Genomic DNA, 24,615 nt, shown 5'->3' with positions numbered 1-24,615 from the left:
TCGAACGGCGGCGATTTCAGCCAACTCGGCTTGTCGCCGCTTCGCTGAAACTGAGTACCGCTGGCGACGCGCCGCCGCTGCGACAAGGGCGTTGCAACTTGCGAGCGGTATTGCTGGTCAGAGCCATTTTGAGCCCGGGCAACTGCTCCGGCTCGATCGCCATGCTGCTCTGCGTGAACCAGCCGACATCTTGAGAAAACGATTCTTGACGCAGTACCAATCGGTCGACGCCCCCCTCGCAACGCTGGATCGCTACGACCAGGCGGCGACGTTCATCGTCGGTGGGGAACACGTTTAGGAGGGTTTCGTTACTCAAAGGGAATCGCCAGAAAAAAAGCTGTTGATAACCGGTCTCAATATCATCATGTTAGCCAGTCAAAGCCAGCCGTCAACGAGCACTCGACTCGCGACTGGAATTATTTTGGAAATCATGTGAAAAGTCGGTCCGCCGCAGCGGCGAACTTAACGGTCGCAGGGAATTCCGCGATCAGTAGGGGAGCTGCCGGAGATAGATGTTCTTGAAAAACAGCTCGCTGCCATGGTGCTGCAGCTCGATCTGGTCGGCTCGAGCCAACGGCTGCTTGCCCGATCGATCCCAGTAGTTTTCCAATTTCACGCGGTCGACGATCAGTTTTTCGTTCAACCAGATGCTGACCTTCTCCCCAACCATTCGAATGAAAAACGTGTTCCATTGCCCCGGCGGATTGTCGGCGAGCATCGTCGGCGCGTTTCGCCAACGGCGATTGTTCCAGAGGCCGCCGGAGCCGAGATTGCGACCGTTGGTGTAGGCGGCAACCCAAGCTTGCGGATCCGCTGGCGGCGACTGGCCCGGTTTTACCCGCGGATCCCAAGGATCCCAGATCTGAACCTGCGGCGTGCCTCGCAGATAAAGCCCCGAATCGGCCCCCGGCGGGATCTTCCAATCGACGTACAGCTCGAAATCGCCGTAATCTTTGTCGGTGCACAGACTTTGGCCTTTGCCATCGTAGGTGAGCACGCCCTCGACGACGCTCCAGTGAGCCTGCATTACTTCGTCGGCGGCGGCTTGCGCAGTCGCTAGCGCCTCGCCGGACAGACTGCGACGTTTGTTGGCGTTCTTGTCGGCGAGCCCCTTCCAACCGCTGAGGTCCTGGCCATTAAAGAGGCTGACAAAACCTGCCGGCGGCGTGTTGTCGGTCTCCGATTGAGGGCGTGGCGGCGAGACGCTGTAGTCGGCGATGCGGAGGTTCTTGAATTCGACGCGGTCGTTGTGGCCGGCCAACACCAGATGCCCCTTGCGAGCGTCTTTGCCCGGGTGTGCCTTGCCATCGATCGGCAGCTGATCGTCGAGGAAAACGTCGACGATCACCGCCCCATTGAGGATCACGATGATGTGGTCGTCGATCGCCACGATGGTTTGCGTGTTCCATTCCCCGACAGGTTTCAGGTATCCCGTTTTGGCTGGATAGATTCCGTAGACCGAACCATGGTATTGCCACGGCTTCAATTGGTTCACCGATCGCGTTTTTCCGTTGCCGAGATCGATTTGCGTGCTGTATTTGTCGCCATCGTGGTCGAGGATCTGAATCTCCATGCCGTCGGTCGACGGATGACCACCTTCGGGAACGCGAATCCCGATGCCGTTGTTTCCGCTGGGCTCCAATTTGAAATCGAACTGGAAGGCAAAGTCGGAATACTCCTTTTCGGTGAGCAGCAACTTGGCACCTTTCTTACATACGAGCAGGCCGTCCTGCGCGACGTAGCCGGCGGTGTCTCCCTTCCAGCCACTGAGATCTTTCCCATTAAACAGATCAGCCCAAGCGGCGGTTTCCGCCAACCGAGCATCGACCGCTTGAGCAGCCGCCACGTTGGGATCGGGCTTGCCCTTCTGAGCGGAAGCGGGAACCGACAGCCCGCAAACCGAAAACCAGACCAAACTGGCGACAGTCAGAACGGCCGGCTTGTTTTGCAGCGACGGCAAACAACACGTGGCAAGGGATAGAAACGAACCAGGGAAGCTCAACCTATTCATAGCAGCGGAACTCGGGGCGGAAGGGAAAGGAGGAAGGCGTGGCAAGGCCAAGCGGCGGGATGGAAGGAAGTCCTGTAGACTCGTGGAACAGTATAGCAAGATCTTCCGCTTAAAACCGAAACGCGATCGAAAAACAGGCTCTAGTCAACAAGGGAAAAACTCGTCTCCTTCTGGAGACGGTTTATCGGTAAACTGGGGAATAGGTCGCTGCGATCTCCCTTTACCCTCGTACTCTTTTACCAACACGGCCCAAGATGCTGCTTCAAATATTATTGGCCCTCGTCTTGTTGATTGTTGCGATACACGTCGCTTTGGTGGCGGCAATCTTCATGCAATGGGAATGGTTTGTCAGGCTCTATTTTCGCGGGCTGTTTGGATGCCTGTATCGCAAGCGGATCGTGGGGCTGGAAAACCTGCCGTCCGAAGGCGGATACCTGCTGTGTTCAAACCACGTCTCGTGGCTCGACGGATCGTTGATGCTGTGGTTCATTCCCCGCCCGGTCCATTTCATCGTCGACGCCAGCAACTTCCGCAGCAAGTTCATGTTCTCGCTGTCGCAGGTCTTCGATTCGATCCTGATGACCGCCAGTCCCAAATCGATTGCTCGAGCGCTGAAGGCGGGCCGCGACGGCCTGAATCAAGGCAAGGTGATCGGTCTGTTTCCCGAAGGGGGCATCTCGCGGAACGGCCAACTGCAAGCCTTCCGTCCGGGGATGGAGAAGATTTTGAAGGGGACCGAAGCGCCGATCGTCCCCGTTTACCTGGATGGCATGTGGGGCAGCATCTTCAGCAATTCCGGCGGGCGTTTCATCTGGAAACTGCCACAACTGTCGCGTCGCACACTGACCCTCTACATAGGCAAACCGCTTCCCACGCAGACGCCTGTCGCCACGGTCCGCGAGAAGGTGCAGCAATTAAACGCCGAAGCCGCTCGCTGTGGCGGCACCCGACAACCGATCCTGACGCGTCGATTGCTCCGATCGTTACGTAGCAGCGGCCGAGGATTTAAGTCGGTCGATTCGACGGGCACCGAACTGAGCGGCAAGACCTTGCTAGTTCGTGTCCTCGCGTTACGGCGAACACTCCGCCGCGAAGTCCTCTCCGACGACGAAACCAATGTCGGCATCCTGTTGCCGCCAAGTGTCCCCGCCGTTGCTGTCAACTTTGCGCTTGCGTTTGATCGCCGCGTCGGAGTCAATCTGAACTACACCGTCTCCTCGGCTGTGATGAACAAGTGCATCGCGACCGCCGGGATCAAACACGTCTTAACCAGTCGCCGGTTCATGGAGAAATTCGACTTCCAGTTGGACGCCGAGATGGTCTACCTGGAAGACATCAAAGATCGTGTCGGCCTGTTCGATAAGATTGCCGGTGCCTTGGGAGGCTACGTTTTCCCCGCTGCGATCACCGAACGGATGCTGGGCCTACAACACGTCAGCCCCGACGACATCCTGACCGTGATCTTCACTTCGGGATCCACCGGAACGCCAAAGGGAGTGATGCTGACGTACGCCAACATCGGTCACAACGTCGACGCGATCGACAACGTGGTCCGGCTGAGGAAAGACGACACGGTGCTGGGCGTGCTGCCGTTCTTCCATTCGTTTGGTTATGCGGTCACGCTGTGGGGCGTCAACACTCTGTCCGCGGCGGGAGCCTACCACTTCAACCCGCTGGATGCCAAGCAGGTCGGCAAGCTGGCCGAGAAGTATAAAGCTACGGTGATGCTGGGGACGCCGACCTTCTTGCGAGGCTATCTGAGAAGGATTGAACCGGAACAGTTCAAGCATCTTGATGTGGTTGTCGTCGGAGCGGAAAAGATGCCGATCGCGCTGGCTGATCAGTTCGAAAAACGCTTCGGCGTTCGCCCCGTCGAAGGTTATGGCGCGACCGAACTGAGCCCGCTGGTTTCGGTCAACGTCCCTCCTTCGCGGAGCGTCGAAAAGTTCCAGATCGATTGTCGCGAATGTTCGGTCGGCCGACCAGTGAGCGGCGTGGCAGCCAAAGTCATCTCCCCCGATGACGGAGAGGATCTGCCAGCCGACACCGACGGGCTGCTGATGATCAGTGGTGCCAACGTGATGAAGGGCTACATGGGACGCGAGGACTTGACCGTCGAAGCGATTCGCGACGGCTGGTATGCGACTGGCGACGTGGCCAAGATCGACAAAGAGGGCTTCATTCACATCACCGGCCGCGTCTCCCGATTCTCCAAAATTGGCGGTGAAATGGTGCCTCACATCCAGATCGAAGAGGAACTAGCCAAAGCGTTCTGCGAAGGGGACGAGGACGATCAGATCCGCGTGATGGTGACGGCGGTTCCCGACCAGAAGAAAGGCGAACGCTTGATCGTGTTGCACCTGCCCAGTGAAAAGACTCCCGAAGAACTGCGGAAGCATCTCGTCGCGGCGGGGCTGCCCAACATCTACATTCCGTCGCAGGATTGCTTTCTGGAGACCGCCGAAATCCCGCTGCTGGGAACGGGCAAGCTGGATCTCAAAGCGGCGAAAGATCTCGCGATGGAGTTGACGTCGGCGGTCGCTCGCTGATCACGCCCCACGACGATCGTTAAACAACAAGAGCCGGTTCGAATTGCGAACCGGCTCTCTTTCATTTCATCATTAACTAACTGCGTCGGCTTGCCCCGATGCCAAACCGCAATCAGCTGGCGTCGTCGTCATCGTCCAATGCCAGAGGAATCGCGATCGCAGCAGCGATGACAGCGGTCCATGTCAGCGGGCTGGTAGCAACCTTCTTCAACAAAGCAAAACGCTTTGGACGGCATTGGTCACAGCCTTGGCAGCTGGCGCCACCGGCACAATATTGGCCGCGTGCGACGCCTTCGTTGTCGATCACTTGAACGACTCCGTCGACCGAATCGGCAGGAGCACCTGCCGCGTGCAGGCGGATCGTTTGAACGCCAGCGTAGCTAGCCACTTGATAAACGCCTGGTGCTGCGTCGGCCAATTGGTAGCGACCGTCGGCTGCTGTGTTCAGCTCGGCGACGACATTGCCTTGTTGGGCAATCACCACAGGTGCCCCGACAACTGGCTTGCCACTTTGGTCGACGATCGCACCGCGAAGCGCAACCGTTTTTCCACGACGTACATTTTTGATATCCGAGCTAACTTGGATACCATCGACAACTTGTGTCGCTCGCGCCGCCGCCATGGCGGGCTGCGGTACGATCATCGCCGCACATGTCACGATCGTGACAACAGACTTCAATAGTTTTGTATTTCGCATTGTTTTCACTGCTCTGTCTTAACGTAGTTCGATCCACCACCCCTGTTTGCAGTCGCAACCTGGGAATAGTCGACCGAGCGGTCGGCGACCCTCTTCGTTGCAGTGCAAACAACTAATCTGGTTCGGAAAGCGTCTTCAAATGCTCCACCCAAGTCACAGATCGTCTGACATCCAAAAGCGGTTTGATCAATCTTCGAAATTTGAGCACGCATTAAAAGAATGGGCTCCAATAGGGGGCCAGCTGTGTGGATGGTAGGGATCGCACCGATTGTCCCGTCTGGCGCAGCACTCGGATTCCTTCACACTACCGATACGCTACAATTTAACAAACATGGCGTTGCCGCCGGATCGTCATTACCGTGCGCCGCGGCCGACCATTTGCCATGCATCGCGAGTTTAGCTATGGATTGTTTAAATATGCCTGAAGCTTTTCAGCCCCGCCTCGCCCTCTTCGCTCCCGTTGGATTTTCCGCCTGGCAGAGGCTCACCACCGGGGTGCTGATCTTCGCAACCCTCGCGATCGCGAGCGACGCGATGGGACAGTTCGGCGTTCGCGACCGACGAGCCACCGACGGCGGGCAGTTCATCGAACCCGATCGATCGCTGCGGCAGGAGATGTCCGACGCGCAAGAGGCGATCGAAGAAGCGAGGTACGGCGACGCTATCATTCTGCTGGGCGAACTGCTGGCGCGAAAGACAAACTCACGGCTCAGCGAGATGCAGGGGCAGGACTTCTTCTTGCCCAACGAACAACCAGCACTAGCCGACAACAGTTTGTTGCGAGAAGCCGAAGACCTGTTGAGCCGGCTGCCCAGCAAGGGGCTCGAAATCTACGACTTGCGTTATGGCAGCCGCGCCGCCGCCGAACTGAAACAAGCCGTTGCGCAACAGGACTGGCGTGGCATCGCTCAGGTATCGCGTGAATTCCTGCACACCGACGCCGGCCAACAAGCGACTCTGCTGTTAGGCTATCGCGACCTTACGCAAGGCAAACCGCTAGCCGCCGCGCTGACGCTCGATCGCTTGTATCGCTACGAACGGATGCGAAACAAGCTGGGATCTAGCTTGATCGTCACCTTGGCGGGCAGCTGGTATCAGGCGGGGCAGACCGACCGCGCCGTCGACGTCCTTGTGTCGCTGGGCGATCTCTCCACTGGACGCGTCGAACTCAACGGCCGCGATGTCGACTTGCCTCAATCGACAGCCGATGTCAAAACGCTCACCACGTGGTTAGAAAAACACTTCCCTCTACAGACACCCCACTACGACGAAAGCCCCGCCAACCAACCGCTTGCCGGCGGTGACGCTTCGCGCACGGGATACCGCGGCAGCGAGCTGCCGATGCGCAACGAACGCTGGATGAAGCAGACGACATGGAGCGTGCGACAGCAGGAATTTTTGCAGGAGTTTGAAGCCAAGCAGCAAGCTGGCGGCGCGTTCCCAATCCCCTCATGGCAACCGATCGTCGTCGACGATACGGTCCTCGCCAAGACGACCGAAGGGATGGTCGCGATCGACTTCGAGACTGGGAAATACGTCTGGGAATACCCTTGGTTCTCCGACAACCTCGACGGGACCGCGATCCCGACCGACGAGATTCCCGACGACGATCAACGGCATCGCCTGTTGGTGCAAAGGGTCTGGAACGACCTTCCCTTTGGCCGTATCAGCAGCGACGGAAAACGGGTTTATATGCTGATGGACTTGGGCGAAGTCCGGCCGACGACCTTCAATCAATTTGGCGGGATGGGAATCCAAGGGATTCAGAAATCAGCCGGCGGAACCAACACCCTGGTCGCCCTGGACATCGCGACTCAAGGGAAACTGGTCTGGACGATCGGCGGTGAATTTTCAGCCGAACCGCAACTGGACGACACCTTTTTCCTAGGCCCTCCGCTTCCGATCGACGGCCTGCTGTATGCGATCGCCGAACAGAAGGCTGATATCTTTCTGATCTGCTTGGATCCCGCCAGCGGTGCGTTGCAGTGGCGTCAGCATTTGGTAGCCGTCGATGCGGGTTCGATCGAACACGATCCGATCCGTCGCATCGGTGGCGCGGTGCCGGCTTACGCCGATGGCACGCTGGTCTGCCCGACCGGGCACGGCGCGATGGTGGCGTTGGATCTCGCCACCCGAACTCTGCGATGGGGATTTCGCTATCCACGCACCGACATGATGAATCAGATGTCGCGATCCTTTGGCGGACGCGGCAACACCGACAGCAGTTCCTATCTGGCGCGATGGAACGACGGCACCCCGGTGATCTATCAGGGCCGCGTTTTGTTCACTCCCGTCGAAGGCGACCGCTTGTACGCGCTCGACCTACGTTCGGGTAAACCGGCTTGGTCGACACTGCCACGGGAAGACTGGCAATACCTCGGCGGCGTCTCCGACGGGACAGCGATCCTGGTCGGCAACGACACGATCCGCGGTATCGATGTCGCCACCGGCAAGCGACGCTGGGACTATGAGGCTCCGCTAACCCAAGGTGAATCGATCGTCGGCCGCGGCGCGTTTGGCCCCGAGCAATTTATCTTCCCGACCAGCGGCAATCGGATGGTTGCGATCGGGACTCGCGACGGACGCGAGCGCAACAGCCAAGAGGTCCATTACCCGCTGGGCAATCTCGTCTCGGTCCGCGGTCAACTGCTGTCGCAATCGGCGACTCACATCGCGATGGCCCGCGGCCGGCAAACCGCTGCCGAGAGCGTTGCCAGCGCGTTGTTAGCTGATCCCAACAACATTTGGGCGACGATCTGCAAAGGCGAACTGTTGTTGGAAGAGGGGAAACGCGACGAGGCGCTCGAGTGGCTGCGGCGCGTCCCACGCGAGGCCCCCGAATACGAAGAAGCCCGCGTCCTGATCGTCGAAGCGATGGTCGGCGCCCTGCGCGACGACTTTGCCGCCAACATCCAACTGCTCGATGAACTCGATCGCGTCGCCGAACTGCCGCAAGAACGAGCCGAAGTGCTGCGACTCAAGGCGACTGGTCTGCTGGAGTCTGGGAAATTCGTAGCGGCCGCCGAAGCGTTGCTGGAACTCTCGGCCCCTCAAGTCAACTTCATGGGCATGCAAACGATCGACGCCACCCAACGGATCGAACTGGCCGACGGCCGGACCGCCAATCTCGACGGCTGGATCGCAGCTCGGGTTGGTGAGTTGGTACAAAGCGCCGACGACGACGCGTTGGCAGAGATCAACGATCTCGTCGCCCAGCGATTGCAGAACCTGACATCGATCACCGGCCCCCGCGGTCAACAACTGCAGCGGCACTTTGGATATTTCGAAGCATGTGATCCGGTCCTGCTCGCCGTCGCCCAACGGTTCCGCAAAGAGGGATCGTTCCTGGCCGCCGAACGCTTGCTGCGGGGAGCGATCGCCGCTGCCGACACGGATTCGCGCCGCGACCGCTGGCTCGCCGCCCTCGCCGGTCTCTATCTGAATGCTCAATGGGAATCCGACGCGTTGGCGACGTTTGCGAAAATCAAAGCTCCCGATGCGATCGAGCTAGACGATCCCTGGGGGAGCGACCAATGGAAACAATTGCTGCGCATGACGAGCGACGAAGAGTCAACCAATTTGACGCTGGCCGACTGGCCTAAATACGCAGTCTCCCAACCGATGGAATTCCCCAATGAAATCGGCGGCGGTTCGGATCTGTTGGAACTGATGCAGAGCGATGGGCTGGCGTTTGCCAACTGGAAGATCCTGGCTAGCGAGAGCACCGACAGCCTGCAGATGCAGACGCCCCAAGGAACCTTGGGCCCGATGTACCACCTGGAAAGCAGCAACAACAACGATCGCAATGGGCCGGAAAAAGTCTACATCGATCACGGCATGATGATCGTGGTGTTGCCGACTGCGGTGATCGGCATCGATCTATTCCAAGCGACTCAAAATCCGAACGACATGGAGATCTGGCGTCGCGTCTGGCGATCGTCCAATACCAACAATCACATCCAAACTCGGCCGGCTCCCAATGTCTGGGGCCAACTGGAACGGCGGCACGTCAACGCGCAAAACCAGCCGGTGCTGCGGACCAGTTCGATCGTCGACGGTCGCTTCATGATGCTGCAGCCTCGATCGCTTGCGGCAGTCGACGTGCTGACAGGCAAAGACCTCTGGCGGGCGGCGGTGAACGTCGACGACGGCTACGTCGCGGTCAGCGATTCGATCGTCTCGGTCATCAACCCAGCGACGCGTGAGGTCTTCCGGTTCCGCGCCAGCGATGGCCAGCCGATGAAAACCGAAACATGGGTCGAACCGGGCGAACAGGTTTGGGCGAGCGTCGAATCCCGGCTGCTGACCTACACCGAAACTCCGGCTCGCGGCGAGACGCCCGGTTCGCTCAAGCTGCGATTATGGGACGCCACGACTGGCGAGGTCGCTATCGAAAGCGGATCGCTGCCAGCGGGGACCAAAGGTTACGTGGCGGAGAATCGTTATGTCGTCACGCTGCAACCCGAAGGGGAATTAAACATCTGGGATCTCCAAACTGGCGAGGCCTTGGAGAGTTCGTCGCTGCCACCGGGCGGTCCGCTGTTGAACGTGCGGGCGATGCTTTGGGAAGATCGCCTGATCGTTCTGCCCAACATCGAATTGCCCGACGACCAACAGATGCGATACAGCCGCAGCGGCAAGGATCAACAACACGTCGAAGTCGCTGGCCCCGCGATGGCGTACGACCGACAAACCGGCAAACCGCTGTGGGACGCTCCCTTCGAAATGGGTGCCTTTGGCGTCAGCCCAGGCCAACCGGTCGGCGGCCCGCTGTTGTTCCTATCGCGACGCCAACGGCCGGCGCGGTCCGACGACGGGATCCCCGATTGGAGCATCACGTTGCAAGCGATCGATGTCCGCGACGGGCGACTCGCCCACGAAGCAACTCAATTGGTCGCGCGGCGAATTCCGATGGAAGTCGTCACCAATGTCAGCATCAATCCGACCGATTGGCAGTACATCGTGTCGATCGCTCGCAATCAATTGAGCATCAAGTTGCAGGACACGCCGCCACCAAAACCTGCCGACGGTGCGATCCAACCTCAACCCGACCCAGCCGATGGAGCGAATGCGATTAAGCCAAAGGAACCGTTCGGATTGTTCGAACCTGTCGAATAGTTGCTCCGATCGTGCTATGGTGGTTGATTGAATTTGGGGTAAGCTTGTCACGTCGCTTGCCGTCGGTCGTCAAATCGGCGGGCGAACAAATCACGACGCTCGACAGTACAAAGAGCGGCAGCATTGAACGCGCCCAAATTTGAAGCAAATGTTGATCGATTAAACGAACGTTGGCCCCGCCGACCGCGGGTTCCGACTTTTTACTTATAGAGACTCGAAAGGATCTGGATGAGCACACAGGCGCCTCCTGAGTTCACCGAACAAGACGCGCAACGATTGCACGAAGCCCGCAATCGTGTTCGCGAACAGCTTGGCAAGGTGATCGTCGGCCAGCAAAACGTGATCGATCAATTGATGATCAGCCTGTTCAGCCGAGGGCATTGCATGCTCGAAGGCGTCCCCGGGTTAGCCAAGACGTTGATGATCAGCACGCTTGCGCGGTGCCTGGACCTGTCGTTCAACCGGATCCAGTTCACCCCCGACCTGATGCCAGCCGATGTGACCGGAACCGAGATCATCGAAGAGGACCGCGCGTCGGGACACCGCCAGATGCGGTTTATGCCCGGCCCGTTGTTCGCCAACTTGGTCCTCGCCGACGAGATCAACCGGACGCCGCCAAAAACGCAAGCCGCTCTGCTCGAAGCGATGCAGGAACGCCAGGTCACGGTCAGCGGACAACGCCACCCGATGGCCGATCCGTTTTTTGTTCTGGCGACGCAAAACCCGATCGAACAAGAGGGGACCTATCCGCTGCCCGAAGCGCAACAGGATCGGTTCATGTTTAAGGTCTACGTCGAATACCCGAACTTCGATGAAGAGTTTGAGGTAGCACGTCGAACCACCGGCGCCAGCGTGGACGATGTCCAACCGGTTTTGAAAGCCGAGGAGATCGTTCGCCTGCAACAACTGGTTCGACAGGTACCGGTCAGCGACCACGTCGTGCGATACGCATTGTCGATCGTTCGCCAGACGCGTGTTGGCAGCGAAGGTGTCCCCGACTTCGTCAACGATTTGGTCGGTTGGGGTGCTGGCCCGCGAGCGGTTCAGAACCTGATCCTGGGGGGCAAAGCCCGAGCGCTGCTCGAAGGTCGCTTCCACGTCCAACCGTCGGACATTCAAGCACTGGCCCCGGCGGTGCTGCGGCATCGAATGGTCGTCAACTTCGCTGCAGAGAGCGAAGGCGTCACCAGCGACGATGTGGTCGCTCGGATCTTGGCTGTTACTCCAGAAAACGAAGACGAGCTGTCGCGCGATGCCCGATTCAAAAAGATTTTTGCGTCCTGAAGCCGCTCGTCGCGTCGCTCGCCTGGAACTCAAGGCGCGACGCGTCGTCGAAGGGTTCCTGTCGGGCATGCACCGCAGCCCCTACTTCGGCCAATCGATCGAATTCCTGCAACACCGGCAGTATGTCGCCGGTGACGATATCCGCCACATCGATTGGAAGGTGTGGGGGCGGCAGGATCGTCTGCACATCAAGCAGTACGAAGAGGAAACCAATTTCCGGATGCACTTGTTGGTCGATTCATCGGCCAGCATGAACTACGGCAGTGGCGAGGAAAACAAATTCGAATACGCCTCGTCGATCGCCGCCAGTCTGGCCTTTCTGGCAAATCGCCAACAGGACGCCACCGGGCTGATCACTTTCGACGACAAGATCCGCCGAAATCTGGCTCCACGGACCAGCCGATATCAGTTGGCGCGGATCCTCGATGCCCTCGACGGCGCGTCGCAAAACAGCACGACCGATCTGTTTTCGATCGTCCGCGAAGTCGCTGAATCGGTCCCCCGCCGCGGCGTGATCGTGTTGATCAGCGATCTCTTAGGAGTAGGCGATTCGTTGGTCAAATCGCTCAGCCTGTTGCGCAAGCGAGGCCACGATGTGATCGTCTTCCAAACGCTGCACGACGAAGAAATGGAGTTTCCGTTTTCGGGAGCTACACGTTTTGAGGGGCTCGAAAGCGAACAGTTCCTGAACTGTAATCCCCGCGCCCTCCGCGAAGGTTATCTCGAAGCCTTAAACGCGTTCCTCGAGAACACCCGCCGCGCGTGCGCCCGGTTGAGCATCGAATACGAACTGGTTCGCACCAATCAACCGTTGGATGCGGTGTTGGCCAAGTTCCTCAGCGCTCGATCGAACATGCCGACTTTAAAAGGATGATCGCACACGCGGCCGCCTGTTGACTGGACCTTCGCTGGCACCACGACGGCAAACCACCGACACCATGCTAACGCAACGACTTGAATCGCCCCGACATTGATCCTCGGATCTTCCCAACTCGCCTTTTAACGTTCATTCCATATGCAGTTCCTGTTCCCCACGCTAACGATTGGCTTTGCGTTGCTGGCGGTGCCGTTTCTGGTCCATCTGATCAACGTCTTGCGCCAACGACGTCGACAGTGGGCCGCGATGGATTTCCTGTTGGCCAGCTACCGCAAGCAACGTAAATGGATCTGGCTGCGGCAACTGCTGCTGCTGTTGATGCGAACCGCTGTCGTCGCGGTGCTCGTGGCGATGCTGGCTGGATGGGCCGGGCGCGCCGGATGGCTGGACGCCCTTGGCGGTCAGACCAATCACCACATCGTGCTGCTGGATGACAGCTTATCGATGTCCGATCAAAGTGGTGGCGGGTCGGCCTATCGCCGCGCATTGAGCGCTCTGCAAGCGCTCGGTGAGCGGCTAGCAATCGCCGATGGCACACATCAATTAACGGTCATCCGGACCAGCCGCGCGGAATTAGTTGTCGGCGCGGGATCCAAAGCGGGCGACGCCGCCGCCGACCTCAGCGCTCAAACCGTTGGCGCCGAAAACCGTGCCTTGGATCGCTTGATGGCAACCTCTCCCAGTTCGCTAGCCGGCGGAATGGGGCAAGCTGTCGAATTAGCCGCCGGCCTGGCCGAAGCGACCTCCGCCGATCGAACGATCTTGTACGTGTTGAGCGATCTGCGGCAGCACGACTGGGAGAGCCCCGAACGGATCAACGCCAGCTTGCAAGAACTCAGCAAATCGGGGACCGAGATCCGGATGGTCGACTGTGCCACCACTCCCGCGGCGAACCTCGCTCTGACGCAGCTGCAGCCGGTCGAAGACGTCTGGGTCGCCGGAGTGCCGGTGATGGTCGAAGCGACGGTTCGCAACTACGGAACCGAAACGGCAACCAATGTAACGTTGGATGCGAAGCTGATTCGATATGGCCGCGAAGTCGCAGCGCCGCGAACCGACCAACTCTACTCGGGCCCAACGACTGCGTTGCCTGCGATGGTTTTCGAAAAGATCGAACCGGGCAAACAGGTTACGAAGCAGTTCCAGGTCTACGTCGCCGAACCGGGAACCCACGGGCTGACCGTTTCGATCCCCGAAGATATCGTGACGGCTGACAACACGCGGACCTGCACGCTGCCCTTGATCGACCAGCAGAAAGTGCTGATCGTCGATGGCGATGCCGAGGGGAGCGGTGCCTATTTTGTAGCCAGCGTTTTGAATCCGGGCGGCCAGGTTCGCACCGGAGCGATTCCCGAGATTCGGCCGGTCAGCTTTCTGAACTCGGTCCGCAGCGAGGAACTGGCTCAATACCGCGTGCTGTACCTATTGAACCTGCACCGCATCGAAGATTCCGTCGCGCGGATGTTAAACGAATACGTGACCGCTGGCGGCGGATTGGCCTTGTTCTTGGGCGACGCCACCGATCGCGAAAATTACAACCGCTTGATCGAAAAGTATCCGGGGCTGCTGCCGGGAACCTTAAACGCTGCCAAAGATCTGCCGCTGCCTAGCGGAAGCGAAACGCCCGACCTGTTGCCCGACGGATCGCATCCAATCATCGCGCCACTGGCTGCTGCTGGCGAAGGCGCGTTGGGCTTGGTCCGCGTCGTGCGATCGCTGGGATTGGAAACCGATCGCGATCTCGCATTGGGCGTGCGGACGGTGATTCGCCGCCGCGACGATCTCCCGTTTGCCGTCGAACATCGGCTTGGCAAGGGACGCGTCGTGACAGTCTTAACCGACCTCGGCAACAACTGGACTAACTGGACAGGCGACCCAACGTTTGTCGTCTTTCTGCTGCGAACCAATGCATTTTTGTGGTCGACCGCCAATCCTGCGACCTCGCGGAACGTGATCGAACCGCTGGCGTTGCGGATGCGAAACGAATCGTACGGACGCAGCGTCGATTTGATCGCCGCCGCCGACGCACCGCCGCGGTTGTCGATTCAACTGCAAGCCGAACCCGACGCGGAGAACCAAGATTTGGAACTGGAAGTTTCACCAGCCGCTGCGGCGATCGATGGTTCGATCGACGTGGCGACGCTGTTGCAGCCGGGGATCTTCGAATGGTGGCTGACCCGTTTAGACGGATCCCGCGAAGTTCGGCCCGTCGCGTCGGTGATCGCCGACGGCGAAGGAGACCTGTGTCGCGCCCCCCGATCGGAAATCGATCGAGCGCTGCGTCCGACAATGGTCACCTTTTTTGATGCCGGTCAGATGGCAAGCGCCAGCGAATCCGAGAGTGGCGGCCGAACCGGAATCCTGTTGGCTCTGCTGGCTGCGATGATGGTCGGCGAACAGGTACTCGGTTATTTCGGCAGTTACCATCCACCGTTGAGGGCCAAGGCATGAACGAGCCCACAAGCGAAAACGCAACTCAACAGATCGTCTACCAATTCGAGCGATTGATCTCGCTGACCGGATGGTGGACCTGGGCGGCTATCGTTGTCGGCAGCATCGCGCTGTTGTTTGCGATCGCCAAACTCTACCGCCGCGACACCGCCGAACTGCCGCGAGCCACGGGGCTGGCTCTGCTGATCCTGCGGTTGTCCGCGATGGTCGCCCTGATGTTCTTCTTCTTGAACTTCGAACGCCGCGCCCAACAACAAGTCACGCGTCCATCGGAAGCTGTCGTGTTGATCGACACCAGCCAAAGCATGTCGCTGCCAGCCGACCAGGCTCCCGATTCGCCGGCTCGAATCGCAGCGGTTGCCAACCTGTTGCAGGAGACGCCATGGTTGGATTCGGTTGCGGAGGAACATCGTGTTGCGGTCTATGGATTTGATGATTCGGCGGAGATTCGCGAATTGGCGTCGATCGCCAAAGCGAGTTCATCGACCGACGTTCAGCCTAAGGCTGCTGATCCGTCGCCGACTCGCCAGTCATCGATTGTGCGGATCGCACTTGTGGGTGCAGTGGTGCTCGGCTTCGGCCTGCTGGCGCTGCTCGCTTCGGCGATCGCGCCGCTAATGCACTGGCGATGGGCCAGCGGGATGATCCTCGCCAGCACGATCAGCCTGCTGCTCGGAACCGTCTTGCTGACATCGGTCTGGAGCGTCGAGACGTCGCTCTCGTTCCGACAGCTGCTCGGCTTTGCGGCACCACCTGTCGAAGTCACCGAAACGACCGAGGAGACTCAATCTGCGGAACCCGAACAAACAAAAGACTGGCGGAATACGCTGATCGCATCGGGCTCCAGCAGCCGGATCGGCGACGCGGTCCGCGGCGTCCTGGGTCGCCACGATCCATCGACCTTGGCCGGGATCCTATTGATGACCGACGGGCAGAACAACGCCGGCATCCCGATCGACGACGCTGCCGCCTTCGCCGCTCGCGATGGCGTGCCGGTCTACCCAATCGGATTTGGATCGCCCAAACCACCGGTGAACGTTCGGATCGTCGACCTCGATCTGCCGCGACGCGTTTATCCGGGAGATAAGTTTGCCCTTTCGGTCGTCTTGCAGGCCAGCGGGATGATGGGGAAAAAGGTCGACCTGGAAATCCTTGAGGGCCCCGATGGCGAAGCGGAGCCGAGCGAGATTATCGAATCGAAGACGGTTCTGTTGGATGAAGACGGCAAGTTGACAGGTTTGCGATTCGACCTCGCCCCGCCGTCGATCGGTACCCGCAAGATCGCCGTCCGCGTGCGGGGCGCTTCGGGAGATCAGAGTCCCGAAGACAACCAACGCGACGCGCGATACGAAGTCGTCGCGAGAAAGGTCCGCGTACTGTTGATCGCCGGCGGACCGACACGTGAATACCGGTTCGTTCGCAACCTGTTGCATCGAGATCGCGAGGTGTCGGTCGACGTGCTGTTGCAGACGGGGCAGGAGGGGATGAGTCAAGAGGCGAGCGAGATTCTGACCGACCTGCCATCGTCGGCGGAACAGTTGTTTGAATACGATGCGATCGTCGCGTTTGATCCCGACTGGATGGCCTTCGAACCCGCTCAGATCGAACTCTTGGAACGTTGGTTATCCGACATGTCGGGCGGTTTGATCCTGGTCGCTGGCCCGGTTCATCTGCCCGAATGGAGTCGCTTGCGAGGCGACGTGCGGGCGACAACCGTGAAAGGATTTTTCCCGGTCAGCCTGACGGGCCGCGGACCGATCATCGACAGTGGCCGCGTGGGTGGCACAACTCCCTGGCCGCTGCAGTTCACTCCCGATGGCCAACGGACCGAGTTCCTTTCGCTGACCGACAACCCGGCCGATAGCGCCGACGTCTGGAAAGAGTTCAGCGGCATCTACGATTTCGTCGGCGTCAAAGATCCCAAACCGGGAGCCAAGGTGCTGGCTTATTTCTCCGACCCGACGACCTCCGTCGATTCGCGATTTCCAATCTACCTCGCCTCTCAGTTCTACGGCTCGGGCCGCGTCTTCTTCCAAGGCAGCGGCGAGATGTGGCGATTGCGAGCTGTCAGCGACGCCTACTTTGAAACCTATTACACCAAACTGATTCGGTGGGCGACCGAGGGACGGTTGCTGCGAGATTCGACGCGTGGCGTTTTATTAGTCGACAAGCCGCGAGCGATGGTTGGCGAAACGATCGCTGTTCGCGCGGTCCTGACCGATGCTCAATACCGTCCGTTGACCGAACCGCGCGTCACCGCCGAACTCGTCTCGCCATCGGGTGCCAAGCAGGAGGTAGTCCTGCGACCGTTGGAGGGCCAGCCGCGGCCGGGGACTTACGGCGGGCAGTTTGTCGCTCGCCAATCGGGCAGCTTCGAATTGCAGTTGCTGTTGGGCGATGCGTTGGATGAACAGATACTTCGCCAACCGGTGCAGATCCTGCTGCCGACGCTGGAACTCGAAAGGCCTCAGCGTGGCGATGAACCCTTGATGGCGCTGGCCTCTGCGACCGGCGGACTGTTCGCCGAAGGATCGGGAAGCGAGGGGCCGCAATCGGCGATTCGCAATCCCTTGGACATTGTCGCTGCGATCGAACCGCGACCGCAGACGACGATCCTGCCTGGCACGCCCGACCGCGACTTCCACCGCCGCCGCAACGCCAGCCTGATGTGGCTGATCGGCGGGGCGCTGACGTTGGAATGGCTGCTGCGGAGACTTAATCGTTTGGCCTAGCCGACCGCTGCGGCGCGGTGATCCCGCCGCCGCAAGATCCCTTTGAAAATGGAACGATCCACGTAAACAACCGCCCCATGCCTGAACCAAATCACTCATCATCGATTCATCCTCAATTGCAAGCTGTCCTGGGGCGGCTGCGATCGATGGTGCGCAAGTACATTGTCGCCGACTTTGTGCTGACGGCGTTGGTCGCCATCGGAGCCGCCTTCTGGGGCGGGCTGCTGTTGGATTACGGTCCGATCCTGCTGGGCGGATTGGAGATGCCGCGGTCGGCTCGGATCCTGTTGCTGGTCGCCTTGTTTGTCGTGCTCGTGGTGTTGGCGATACGTTTGTTAGGCGAACGCTTGTCGGCCAAACTGCCCGATGAGAGTCTCGCGTTGTTGCTGGAACGCCAACATCCCGAACTGGGCGAACGCTTGATGACCAGCGTTCAATTGGTTCGCGCCGAATCGAATCTCGACGCCCACTCGCGTCCGCTGTACGAACACGTTCGCCGCGAAGCCGCTCAGATGAGCGACGAATTGGAGATCAACCGGGTCTTCCAATGGCGACCGCTGATCCACAAAGCGATCGCGGCGGGAGTGATGCTGTTAGCCGTAATCGTATTCGCTCTAGCAACTCCTTCGATCGCCTCGCACGCGATCTCCCGGCTGCTGACCTTGAGCGACGATCCCTGGCCGCGGAAAGCCAAGCTGGAGATGGTTGGGGTCGAAGTCCCGATCGTAACGTTTGCCGATCCCGATTCGTCGGCGCCGCCAGAAATCAAGCTGCTGACATTTGAAGATCGCAGCCTGCGACTGGCTCGCGGTGGTTCGGCCACCTTGCGAGTCCGCGCGATGGCCGAAGATCGCGTCGTCCCCGAACTGTGCACCGTGCACTACGAAACCGCATCGGGACAGCGCGGCCAAGCGAACATGCGCCGCGTCGGTGGTCAGCGAAACGGGTACCAAGAGTTTTCGCTCGATGGGCCGCCGCTGGATGGACTGGCCGAAGATGTTCGCTTCACAGTCCGCGGCTTGGACGACCGGTTGAGCGATTTTGAGGTCGTCGTCGTCGATCCGCCAGCGGTCGCACAGCTGGAGATTCAGTGTCGCTATCCCGAATACCTCCGCGATCCGCAAAACACTTCCGACGCCGCTGACCTGGTCGTCAATTACGCACCGGGGCTGCGAATCCGCGAGGGTTCCGATTTAAAAGTCATCGGCAACAGCAGCAAACCGTTGTCGCGAGTCGACGTGATGTTGCGATCGGTCGACGGCGATGGAGAGGTCCAATCGGCGAAGGTGGCCGACGATGGAATGAGCTTCTCGCTGTCGCTGCCCGATTTTTCCGAGGACCAAACTCTGCTGTTGCTGCCTGTCGATCGCCAGCAGATCAGCGCTGGCGCTCCGTTTCGCTTCTTCCTGGGTGTCGTCAACGATCAACCGCCAGAGGTCTCGCTGAATCTTGTCGGCATCGGTTCGGCGATCACTCCGGTCGCGAAGCTCCCCTTTGTGGGAACCGTGAAAGACGACTATGAACTCAGTCGCACCGAGATCGCTCTGGCGCCCGCTTCACAACAAAACACTCAACCGGTACTGCGAGACATCCAACCGCAGCGAGACGGATCGTTTGAAGGCCAAGTCGACCTGCGAGCTCTGGTGGCCGACGACATGATGAAGTCGATGGCTCCCGGCGAGCGTTTAAATATGTTTGCCGAAGCGACCGATCGCTACAGCTTGGCTGATCGGCACGTCACGCAAAGCGACCTGTATGGTTTGGATGTCGTTTCGCCCGAGGAGCTGCTGGGCCGACTCGAGCGCCGCGAATTGGGGCTGCGAGCGAGATTAGAACAATCGATCGACGAGATCCGTCAACTGCGGGACGTCTTAAAAACGATCTCCGGCGATGACTGGCAAGCTGTCGATTCGGCGACGTCGGCCGCTCAAGATGAGGGCGAGGAAACGTTGCGAGCCGAGCAATTGCGGGTCCTGCGGATTCAGCAATCGTCGCTACAAGCCAACAAAACCAGTGAAGAACTGACCGGCATCGCCGCCGCGTTGGGCGATATCATTCTCGAGATGGAAAACAATCGCGTCGATTCGGTCGACCGACGCCAGCGGATTACTAGCCAGGTACAGCAACCGCTGGAAAACGTGGTCGGCGGGGAATTGAAGTCGCTGCGCGATCTGATCGATCAACTGAGCCGCGTCGCCCGCGATCCCGACAACGGACCGGATTTGGCAGTGCAATCGGTCGACGCGGCTGAAGAAGTTCTGTTGCGATTGACGGCAATCCTTGACAGCATGTTAGACTTGGAAAGCTACAATGAGATCTTGGATATCGTCCGCGACTTGATCGACCGGCAGAACCGCTTGATCGATGAAACGAAGGATGAACAGAAACGCCGCGTGTTGGATCTGTTCAAGCCACAGTAGGCGATTTGGTCTTCGTCGGGCGCGGGATAACGACCGCGGCGACGTAGAATCATTGAACCGCCGTCACCTGTTCCAGTTTGCGGGATCAAAAGCCAAATGAAACTATCTTTTCTCCGAACGTTGTCCCTCGCCGCGATCCTTTCGCTGGGACTGCATTGGCACGCTCCCGCTTCCCTTTCGGCTCAGGATGATGCCGCTCCGGCGGCGGCTCAGCCGGCGGCCACGGGCCCCAACATCCAACAGCGACAGACGCAGGTCGCCGAGAACTACAAGCGTTTGGAAGAGCTGCTGATCCGGCTGGCCGATGTCGAAGCGAGCACCCATCCCGAACGGGCGGCGCTACTGCGACGAGCGGCTCGACAATCGAGCGAAACGTTTGTGCTCAAGCAGCTCGAAGAAGCCTCCCAAGCTCTGGATCGCAAGCAATTCCAACTGGCGATCGAAAACCAATCCTCCGCCAGCCAGAACCTCGCCGGCCTGTTGAAGCTGCTGTTGACCGAGGATCGCCAGGAACGGATTCGCGAGGAAAAGGACCGCATCAAACGGATCAAACAGGATATCGAGCGCCGCTTGCGCCAGCAGACCGCGACGCGAGCGCGGACCGAAAACGGCGTCGACACCGAAGAACTCAAAGATGAACAGGGCGAGATCGCCGAGAAGACCAAAGCGTTAAGCGAAGAGCTGAGCGGCGAGGAAGAGGGCTCCGATCCGTCGCAGGATCCGCAGTCGGACGAGCAATCGCAAGAAGGGGAATCGGGCAAATCGAAGGATTCCGATCAACAATCGATGCCAAGCGAAGGGGAGGGTTCTGAGGAATCGTCTGGAAAACCGAAGCCTTCCGAGGGTCAGAAGTCAGACGGGGAATCCAAGTCCGACGATCAAAAGCCGACTGGCGAAGAGAAGGAACCCTCTGGCGACGACAAGAAGCCGACTGACGATTCAAACCCTAAAGAGGATTCGAAGCCGTCCGATGGCAAACCGTCGGATCAATCGAAGGAATCGTCAGGCGATCCAAAGTCCGACAGTGAATCCAAACCGGGCGGCGAGCAGAAGCCGTCCGAAGGTGGCAAACCTCAACAGGGACAGCCGCAACAAGGCCAACCCCAGCAGGGACAACAGGGTCAGGATTCGCAGCAGCAGCAACAGCAGCAGGACGAACAACAAGAACAACCACAGACGCCACAAGACTCCGCAGCCAAGCGACTGGATCAGGCTCAGCAGAAGATGCGAGAAGCCGAACAGCAGCTGGAGGATGCGAAGCGCGACGGTGCGATCGAGAAGCAGCGTGAAGCGGAACAACTGCTGCGACAAGCGATCGAAGATCTCGATCGAATCCTGCGGCAATTGCGGGAAGAGGAGAAGGAGCGTGAACTGGCGCGGCTGGAAGCGAGGTTCCGCAAGATGGCCGAAATGCAGAGCGAAGTCTACGAACGGACCAAGGAACTCGATGAGATCCCCGCAGAGATCCGCGATCGATCGGTCGACATCCGCGCCGGCAACCTGGCTTTCGAAGAGAAAAAGATCATTCTGGAAGCCGATCGGGCGCTGTTGGTCTTAAAAGAAGAAGGTTCCAGCGTCGCCTTTCCCGAAGTCGTTCAACAGATGCGCGGCGACATGCAGCGGGTTAGCGAGCGGTTGACCGAATCGAAGATCGGTCCGATCACACAAGGCTTGGAAGAGGACATCCTGGCGGCGATCGAAGAGATGATCGCAGCGTTGCAACAAGCGCAGCGGGAACAGGAAGAAAAGAAAAACAAACCGAAACCGCCGGGACAACCGCAGCAAGGGCAGCCGGGTGAATCGCCATTGGTCCAACCGATCGCCGAACTGAAATTGATCCGGACGCTGGAAATGCGAATCAAAACGACAACCGAACGCTACGCCAACATGCTGCCCGATGGGACGCCGGAATTGCCCGCGGAACTGGGGGAATTGGTCGACGAACTATCCCAACGCCAACTGAGGCTGTATCGCGTGACGCGTGATATCGTGCTGAAAAAGAATCGTTAAACGCAGCAAACGCTCCGCCCCCAGCACCGCACGCCCAACGAATCAGTCGTCTGGTTTGTGCTATGCTGAACTGGTCTGCTGTCGAACTCTCAAATATGGATCGTCCGATGAAACGCATCGCTACCCACGTCGCCGCACTGCTGGTTGCCTGGACGTCATCGTCTGTTTCGCTAGCATTTGCAGCCGATGATTCGCTGCAACAGGAAGCCGAATGGGCGATGGCCGACGACGCTCGAGTGACCGAAGCGATGCAACTGGGGCTGACCGAACAGGGGCTCGACGCGACGAAGATCGAAGCGGCGATGGGGTCGTTGGGACAGTTGATGCAAGCTGGCCAAGCCGACCCGCTGGATGCGTTTATCCGAGCCAGCGTTGTCGCGCTGCCTAAACTGGCGGAAAAGCTGCAACAGATCGAACAGTCCCCCAGCTCGATCGGCGACGATCCGTTTTTGGCGTTTGTCCCCACGGTCCGGGATCAGGCGCGCCTGTGGGCCGGCCGCGCCTTGGTCCGCGTGCGGTTGTTCGACGAAGCGATTCCGTTGCTGCAATCGTTGGAACCGATCGACGTCGTCGCCCCTGCGGAACTGCTGTTCTACCGCGGTGCCTGCTATCACGCCTTGCTTAAAAAAGACGAAGCCATCGACGACCTATCGGCGCTACTGCAACGTAAAGCGGAGATTCCTCAGCGGTTCGCTCGGACCGCCGAACTTATGCTAGCCGACATCCAACCGCTCAAAGAAGACTCCTTGGACGAGATCGCTCGGCTGATGAACGATGTCTCGCGGCGATTGGACCTAGGCCGTGCTGGCGATCCGGTCGTCGAGCGCGAACAACAGATCATCGACAAGCTGGACCAGATGATCGAGAAGATGGAAGAGCAGCAGAAGCAGCAACAACAGCAGATGCAGCAAGCTCAAAGCGGCGGTCAGGGTGGCTCGCAATCCAAGCCGATGGAGGACAGTCAGATCGCTGGCGGCAGCGGCCCCGGCGACGTCGACCGCAAGAAGCTTGGCGATCGCGACGGTTGGGGCAATCTTCCCCCGGCGCAGCGGCAAGAGGCGTTGCAAAAGATCAGCCAGGATCTGCCGACGCATTACCGCGAAGCGATCGAAGCTTATTTCAGGAAACTTGCGACGGAAAAGCGGTGACGACCCAAGACTCACGCGCCGCGAACGTCTCTTGCGTCGAGTCGGCAGAAACCGCTAAGGTCCCCACTGCAAGAAGGCTTTTCGGCTGGCGAGGTCGAACCATAGCGATAGGTCTGGCGATGTGTTTATTCGCAATGCTGGCAACCGCCGCTTGGCTGCGTCCCGCTTCGGCGGGGCTGGGAACTCATCACCAGCTCGGATTGCCTCCTTGTTCATTTCGTGTGTTGTTGGGAATGCGTTGCCCGGCCTGTGGTATGACGACATCGTGGTCGCACTACGTTCGTGGGCAATGGGTTTCCAGCCTCCACGCGAATCCAGGCGGATTTATGCTGGCGGTGCTAGCAACGGTGGTCGGCGTGGGTGCCGTCCGCGTTGGATACACCGGCCGGCCGGCCGATCCGCAACAGACCTGGTTGATTGCAATCGGTTTGATCGGTGCGATGTCGGTCGCCTTGGTCGACTGGATTGTGCGGCTCGTTTGAGCAGTGCAGAACATTTTTATGGAAGTCGCATTGGCGAAGGGAATCCCCATGAGACCTCGTTTCACGCAGCTGATCGGTTGCGTCTTGTTGGCATCGACAATCCTCGCGCAGCTCGGCTGTACTAGCGCCCTGACCACGATCATGTACGCGGTGGGGGCCGACCTGCAACCTGCCGAATACAAAGACTTGGCCCGGCAGCGGACCGCAGTCGTTGTGATCACCGACGGCAGCCAATACAGCGATGACATCACCTCGCGAACGCTCACGCGGAAGGTCAGCGAATTCCTAGAGATCGAAGTCGACGGAATCAAATTGATCCCCGAAGAGGAGATCGACAGCTGGAAGGATATCAACGGCTGGGAAGATCTCGACTTCGTCGCCCTCGGCAAAGGCGTCAAAGCGGACAAGGTGTTGGGAATCGAACTTACAGGTTTGAAGCTCCGCGAAGGCCAGACGCTGTACCGCGGCCGCGCCAATGTGACGACCACGGTTTACGATGTCAAAGAGGGACGCAAGGAGTTCCGCCGCAGCCTGGATGATTTCACCTTCCCCGTTCACACCGGAAAATACGCTTCGGAAACGACCGAAGCCAAGTTCCGACGCGACTTCCTGGAAGTCCTCTCTCGACGTGTAGCTCGGTATTTCCACCGCTACGATCCGCGCGACAGCGTCGCATTGGATGCGGTAATCGTCAATCTCTAACTCGGACGATCGAAGTCGCCATCATCCGCCGGTGGGAAGCCGTGCGGTTTGGGTGATTTGGCACACGAGTTGCTTCAAGATTGGGAACCATCGACGTTGGCGTGCCATCGTGGCAGCAACCTCTCGACGCTTTC

Annotated in this window: 14 protein-coding genes; 11 read left to right on the top strand and 3 right to left on the bottom strand. The window is 59.2% G+C overall.

Annotated features, from left to right (window positions below; all coding sequences use genetic code 11):
* Positions 1-16: 16 nt before the first annotated feature.
* Both CA51_RS09010 and CA51_RS09005 read right to left on the bottom strand, forming a co-directional pair.
* A complete protein-coding gene (locus tag CA51_RS09010) occupies positions 17-316 on the bottom strand; it encodes a hypothetical protein (protein WP_145119797.1) in 300 nt (99 codons plus the stop codon).
* A 171-nt stretch (positions 317-487) separates the two neighbouring features.
* Positions 488-2,011 (bottom strand): 3-keto-disaccharide hydrolase, encoded by a 1,524-nt coding sequence (locus CA51_RS09005; RefSeq protein ID WP_145119795.1) that lies wholly within the window; start codon positions 2,009-2,011, stop codon positions 488-490.
* A 254-nt stretch (positions 2,012-2,265) separates the two neighbouring features.
* Between CA51_RS09005 and CA51_RS09000 the strand changes: the two genes are divergently transcribed.
* Entirely contained in the window at positions 2,266-4,560 is a 2,295-nt protein-coding gene (locus CA51_RS09000; protein WP_145119792.1) for an AMP-binding protein, read from the top strand.
* Positions 4,561-4,672: 112 nt separating this feature from the next.
* Here CA51_RS09000 and CA51_RS08995 read toward each other — a convergent pair whose 3' ends face one another.
* On the bottom strand, positions 4,673-5,257 hold the full coding sequence (locus tag CA51_RS08995; protein ID WP_145119790.1) for a carboxypeptidase-like regulatory domain-containing protein: 585 nt from the start codon (positions 5,255-5,257) through the stop codon (positions 4,673-4,675).
* A gap of 417 nt (positions 5,258-5,674) precedes the next feature.
* On the opposite strand from CA51_RS08995, the gene CA51_RS08990 reads away from it, so the two are divergent.
* The 10 genes from CA51_RS08990 (at position 5,675) to CA51_RS08945 (ending at position 24,481) form a co-directional block, all read left to right on the top strand.
* A complete protein-coding gene (locus CA51_RS08990; RefSeq protein ID WP_197451702.1) occupies positions 5,675-10,375 on the top strand; it encodes a PQQ-binding-like beta-propeller repeat protein in 4,701 nt (1,566 codons plus the stop codon).
* Between the two features lie 228 nt (positions 10,376-10,603).
* On the top strand, positions 10,604-11,659 hold the full coding sequence (locus CA51_RS08985; protein ID WP_145119786.1) for an AAA family ATPase: 1,056 nt from the start codon (positions 10,604-10,606) through the stop codon (positions 11,657-11,659).
* Complete coding sequence (locus tag CA51_RS08980; protein ID WP_231746083.1) at positions 11,628-12,533, top strand: DUF58 domain-containing protein; 906 nt, start codon at positions 11,628-11,630, stop codon at positions 12,531-12,533. Before CA51_RS08985 ends, CA51_RS08980 begins: the two co-directional genes overlap by 32 nt.
* 141 nt (positions 12,534-12,674) lie before the next feature.
* A complete protein-coding gene (locus tag CA51_RS08975) occupies positions 12,675-14,987 on the top strand; it encodes a BatA domain-containing protein (RefSeq protein WP_145119784.1) in 2,313 nt (770 codons plus the stop codon).
* Complete coding sequence (locus tag CA51_RS08970; RefSeq protein WP_145119782.1) at positions 14,984-17,719, top strand: vWA domain-containing protein; 2,736 nt, start codon at positions 14,984-14,986, stop codon at positions 17,717-17,719. The genes CA51_RS08975 and CA51_RS08970 overlap by 4 nt, the downstream gene beginning before the upstream one ends.
* A gap of 77 nt (positions 17,720-17,796) precedes the next feature.
* Positions 17,797-20,139 (top strand): polyketide synthase, encoded by a 2,343-nt coding sequence (locus tag CA51_RS08965; protein ID WP_145119780.1) that lies wholly within the window; start codon positions 17,797-17,799, stop codon positions 20,137-20,139.
* A 96-nt stretch (positions 20,140-20,235) separates the two neighbouring features.
* Positions 20,236-22,149, top strand: a complete 1,914-nt coding sequence (locus CA51_RS08960; RefSeq protein WP_231746082.1) for a hypothetical protein — start codon at positions 20,236-20,238, stop codon at positions 22,147-22,149.
* Positions 22,150-22,256: 107 nt separating this feature from the next.
* On the top strand, positions 22,257-23,297 hold the full coding sequence (locus CA51_RS08955) for a hypothetical protein (RefSeq protein ID WP_145119778.1): 1,041 nt from the start codon (positions 22,257-22,259) through the stop codon (positions 23,295-23,297).
* 119 nt (positions 23,298-23,416) lie between these two features.
* Positions 23,417-23,779 carry a DUF2752 domain-containing protein gene (locus tag CA51_RS08950; protein ID WP_145119776.1) on the top strand — a complete coding sequence of 121 codons (363 nt, stop codon included), beginning with the start codon at positions 23,417-23,419 and terminating at the stop codon, positions 23,777-23,779.
* Between the two features lie 48 nt (positions 23,780-23,827).
* Complete coding sequence (locus CA51_RS08945; RefSeq protein ID WP_145119774.1) at positions 23,828-24,481, top strand: hypothetical protein; 654 nt, start codon at positions 23,828-23,830, stop codon at positions 24,479-24,481.
* Positions 24,482-24,615: the final 134 nt, after the last annotated feature.

This window comes from Rosistilla oblonga (genome assembly GCF_007751715.1).
Classification (GTDB): Bacteria; Planctomycetota; Planctomycetia; order Pirellulales; family Pirellulaceae; genus Rosistilla; species Rosistilla oblonga.
This window is presented reverse-complemented; position numbering and strand designations above follow the sequence as displayed.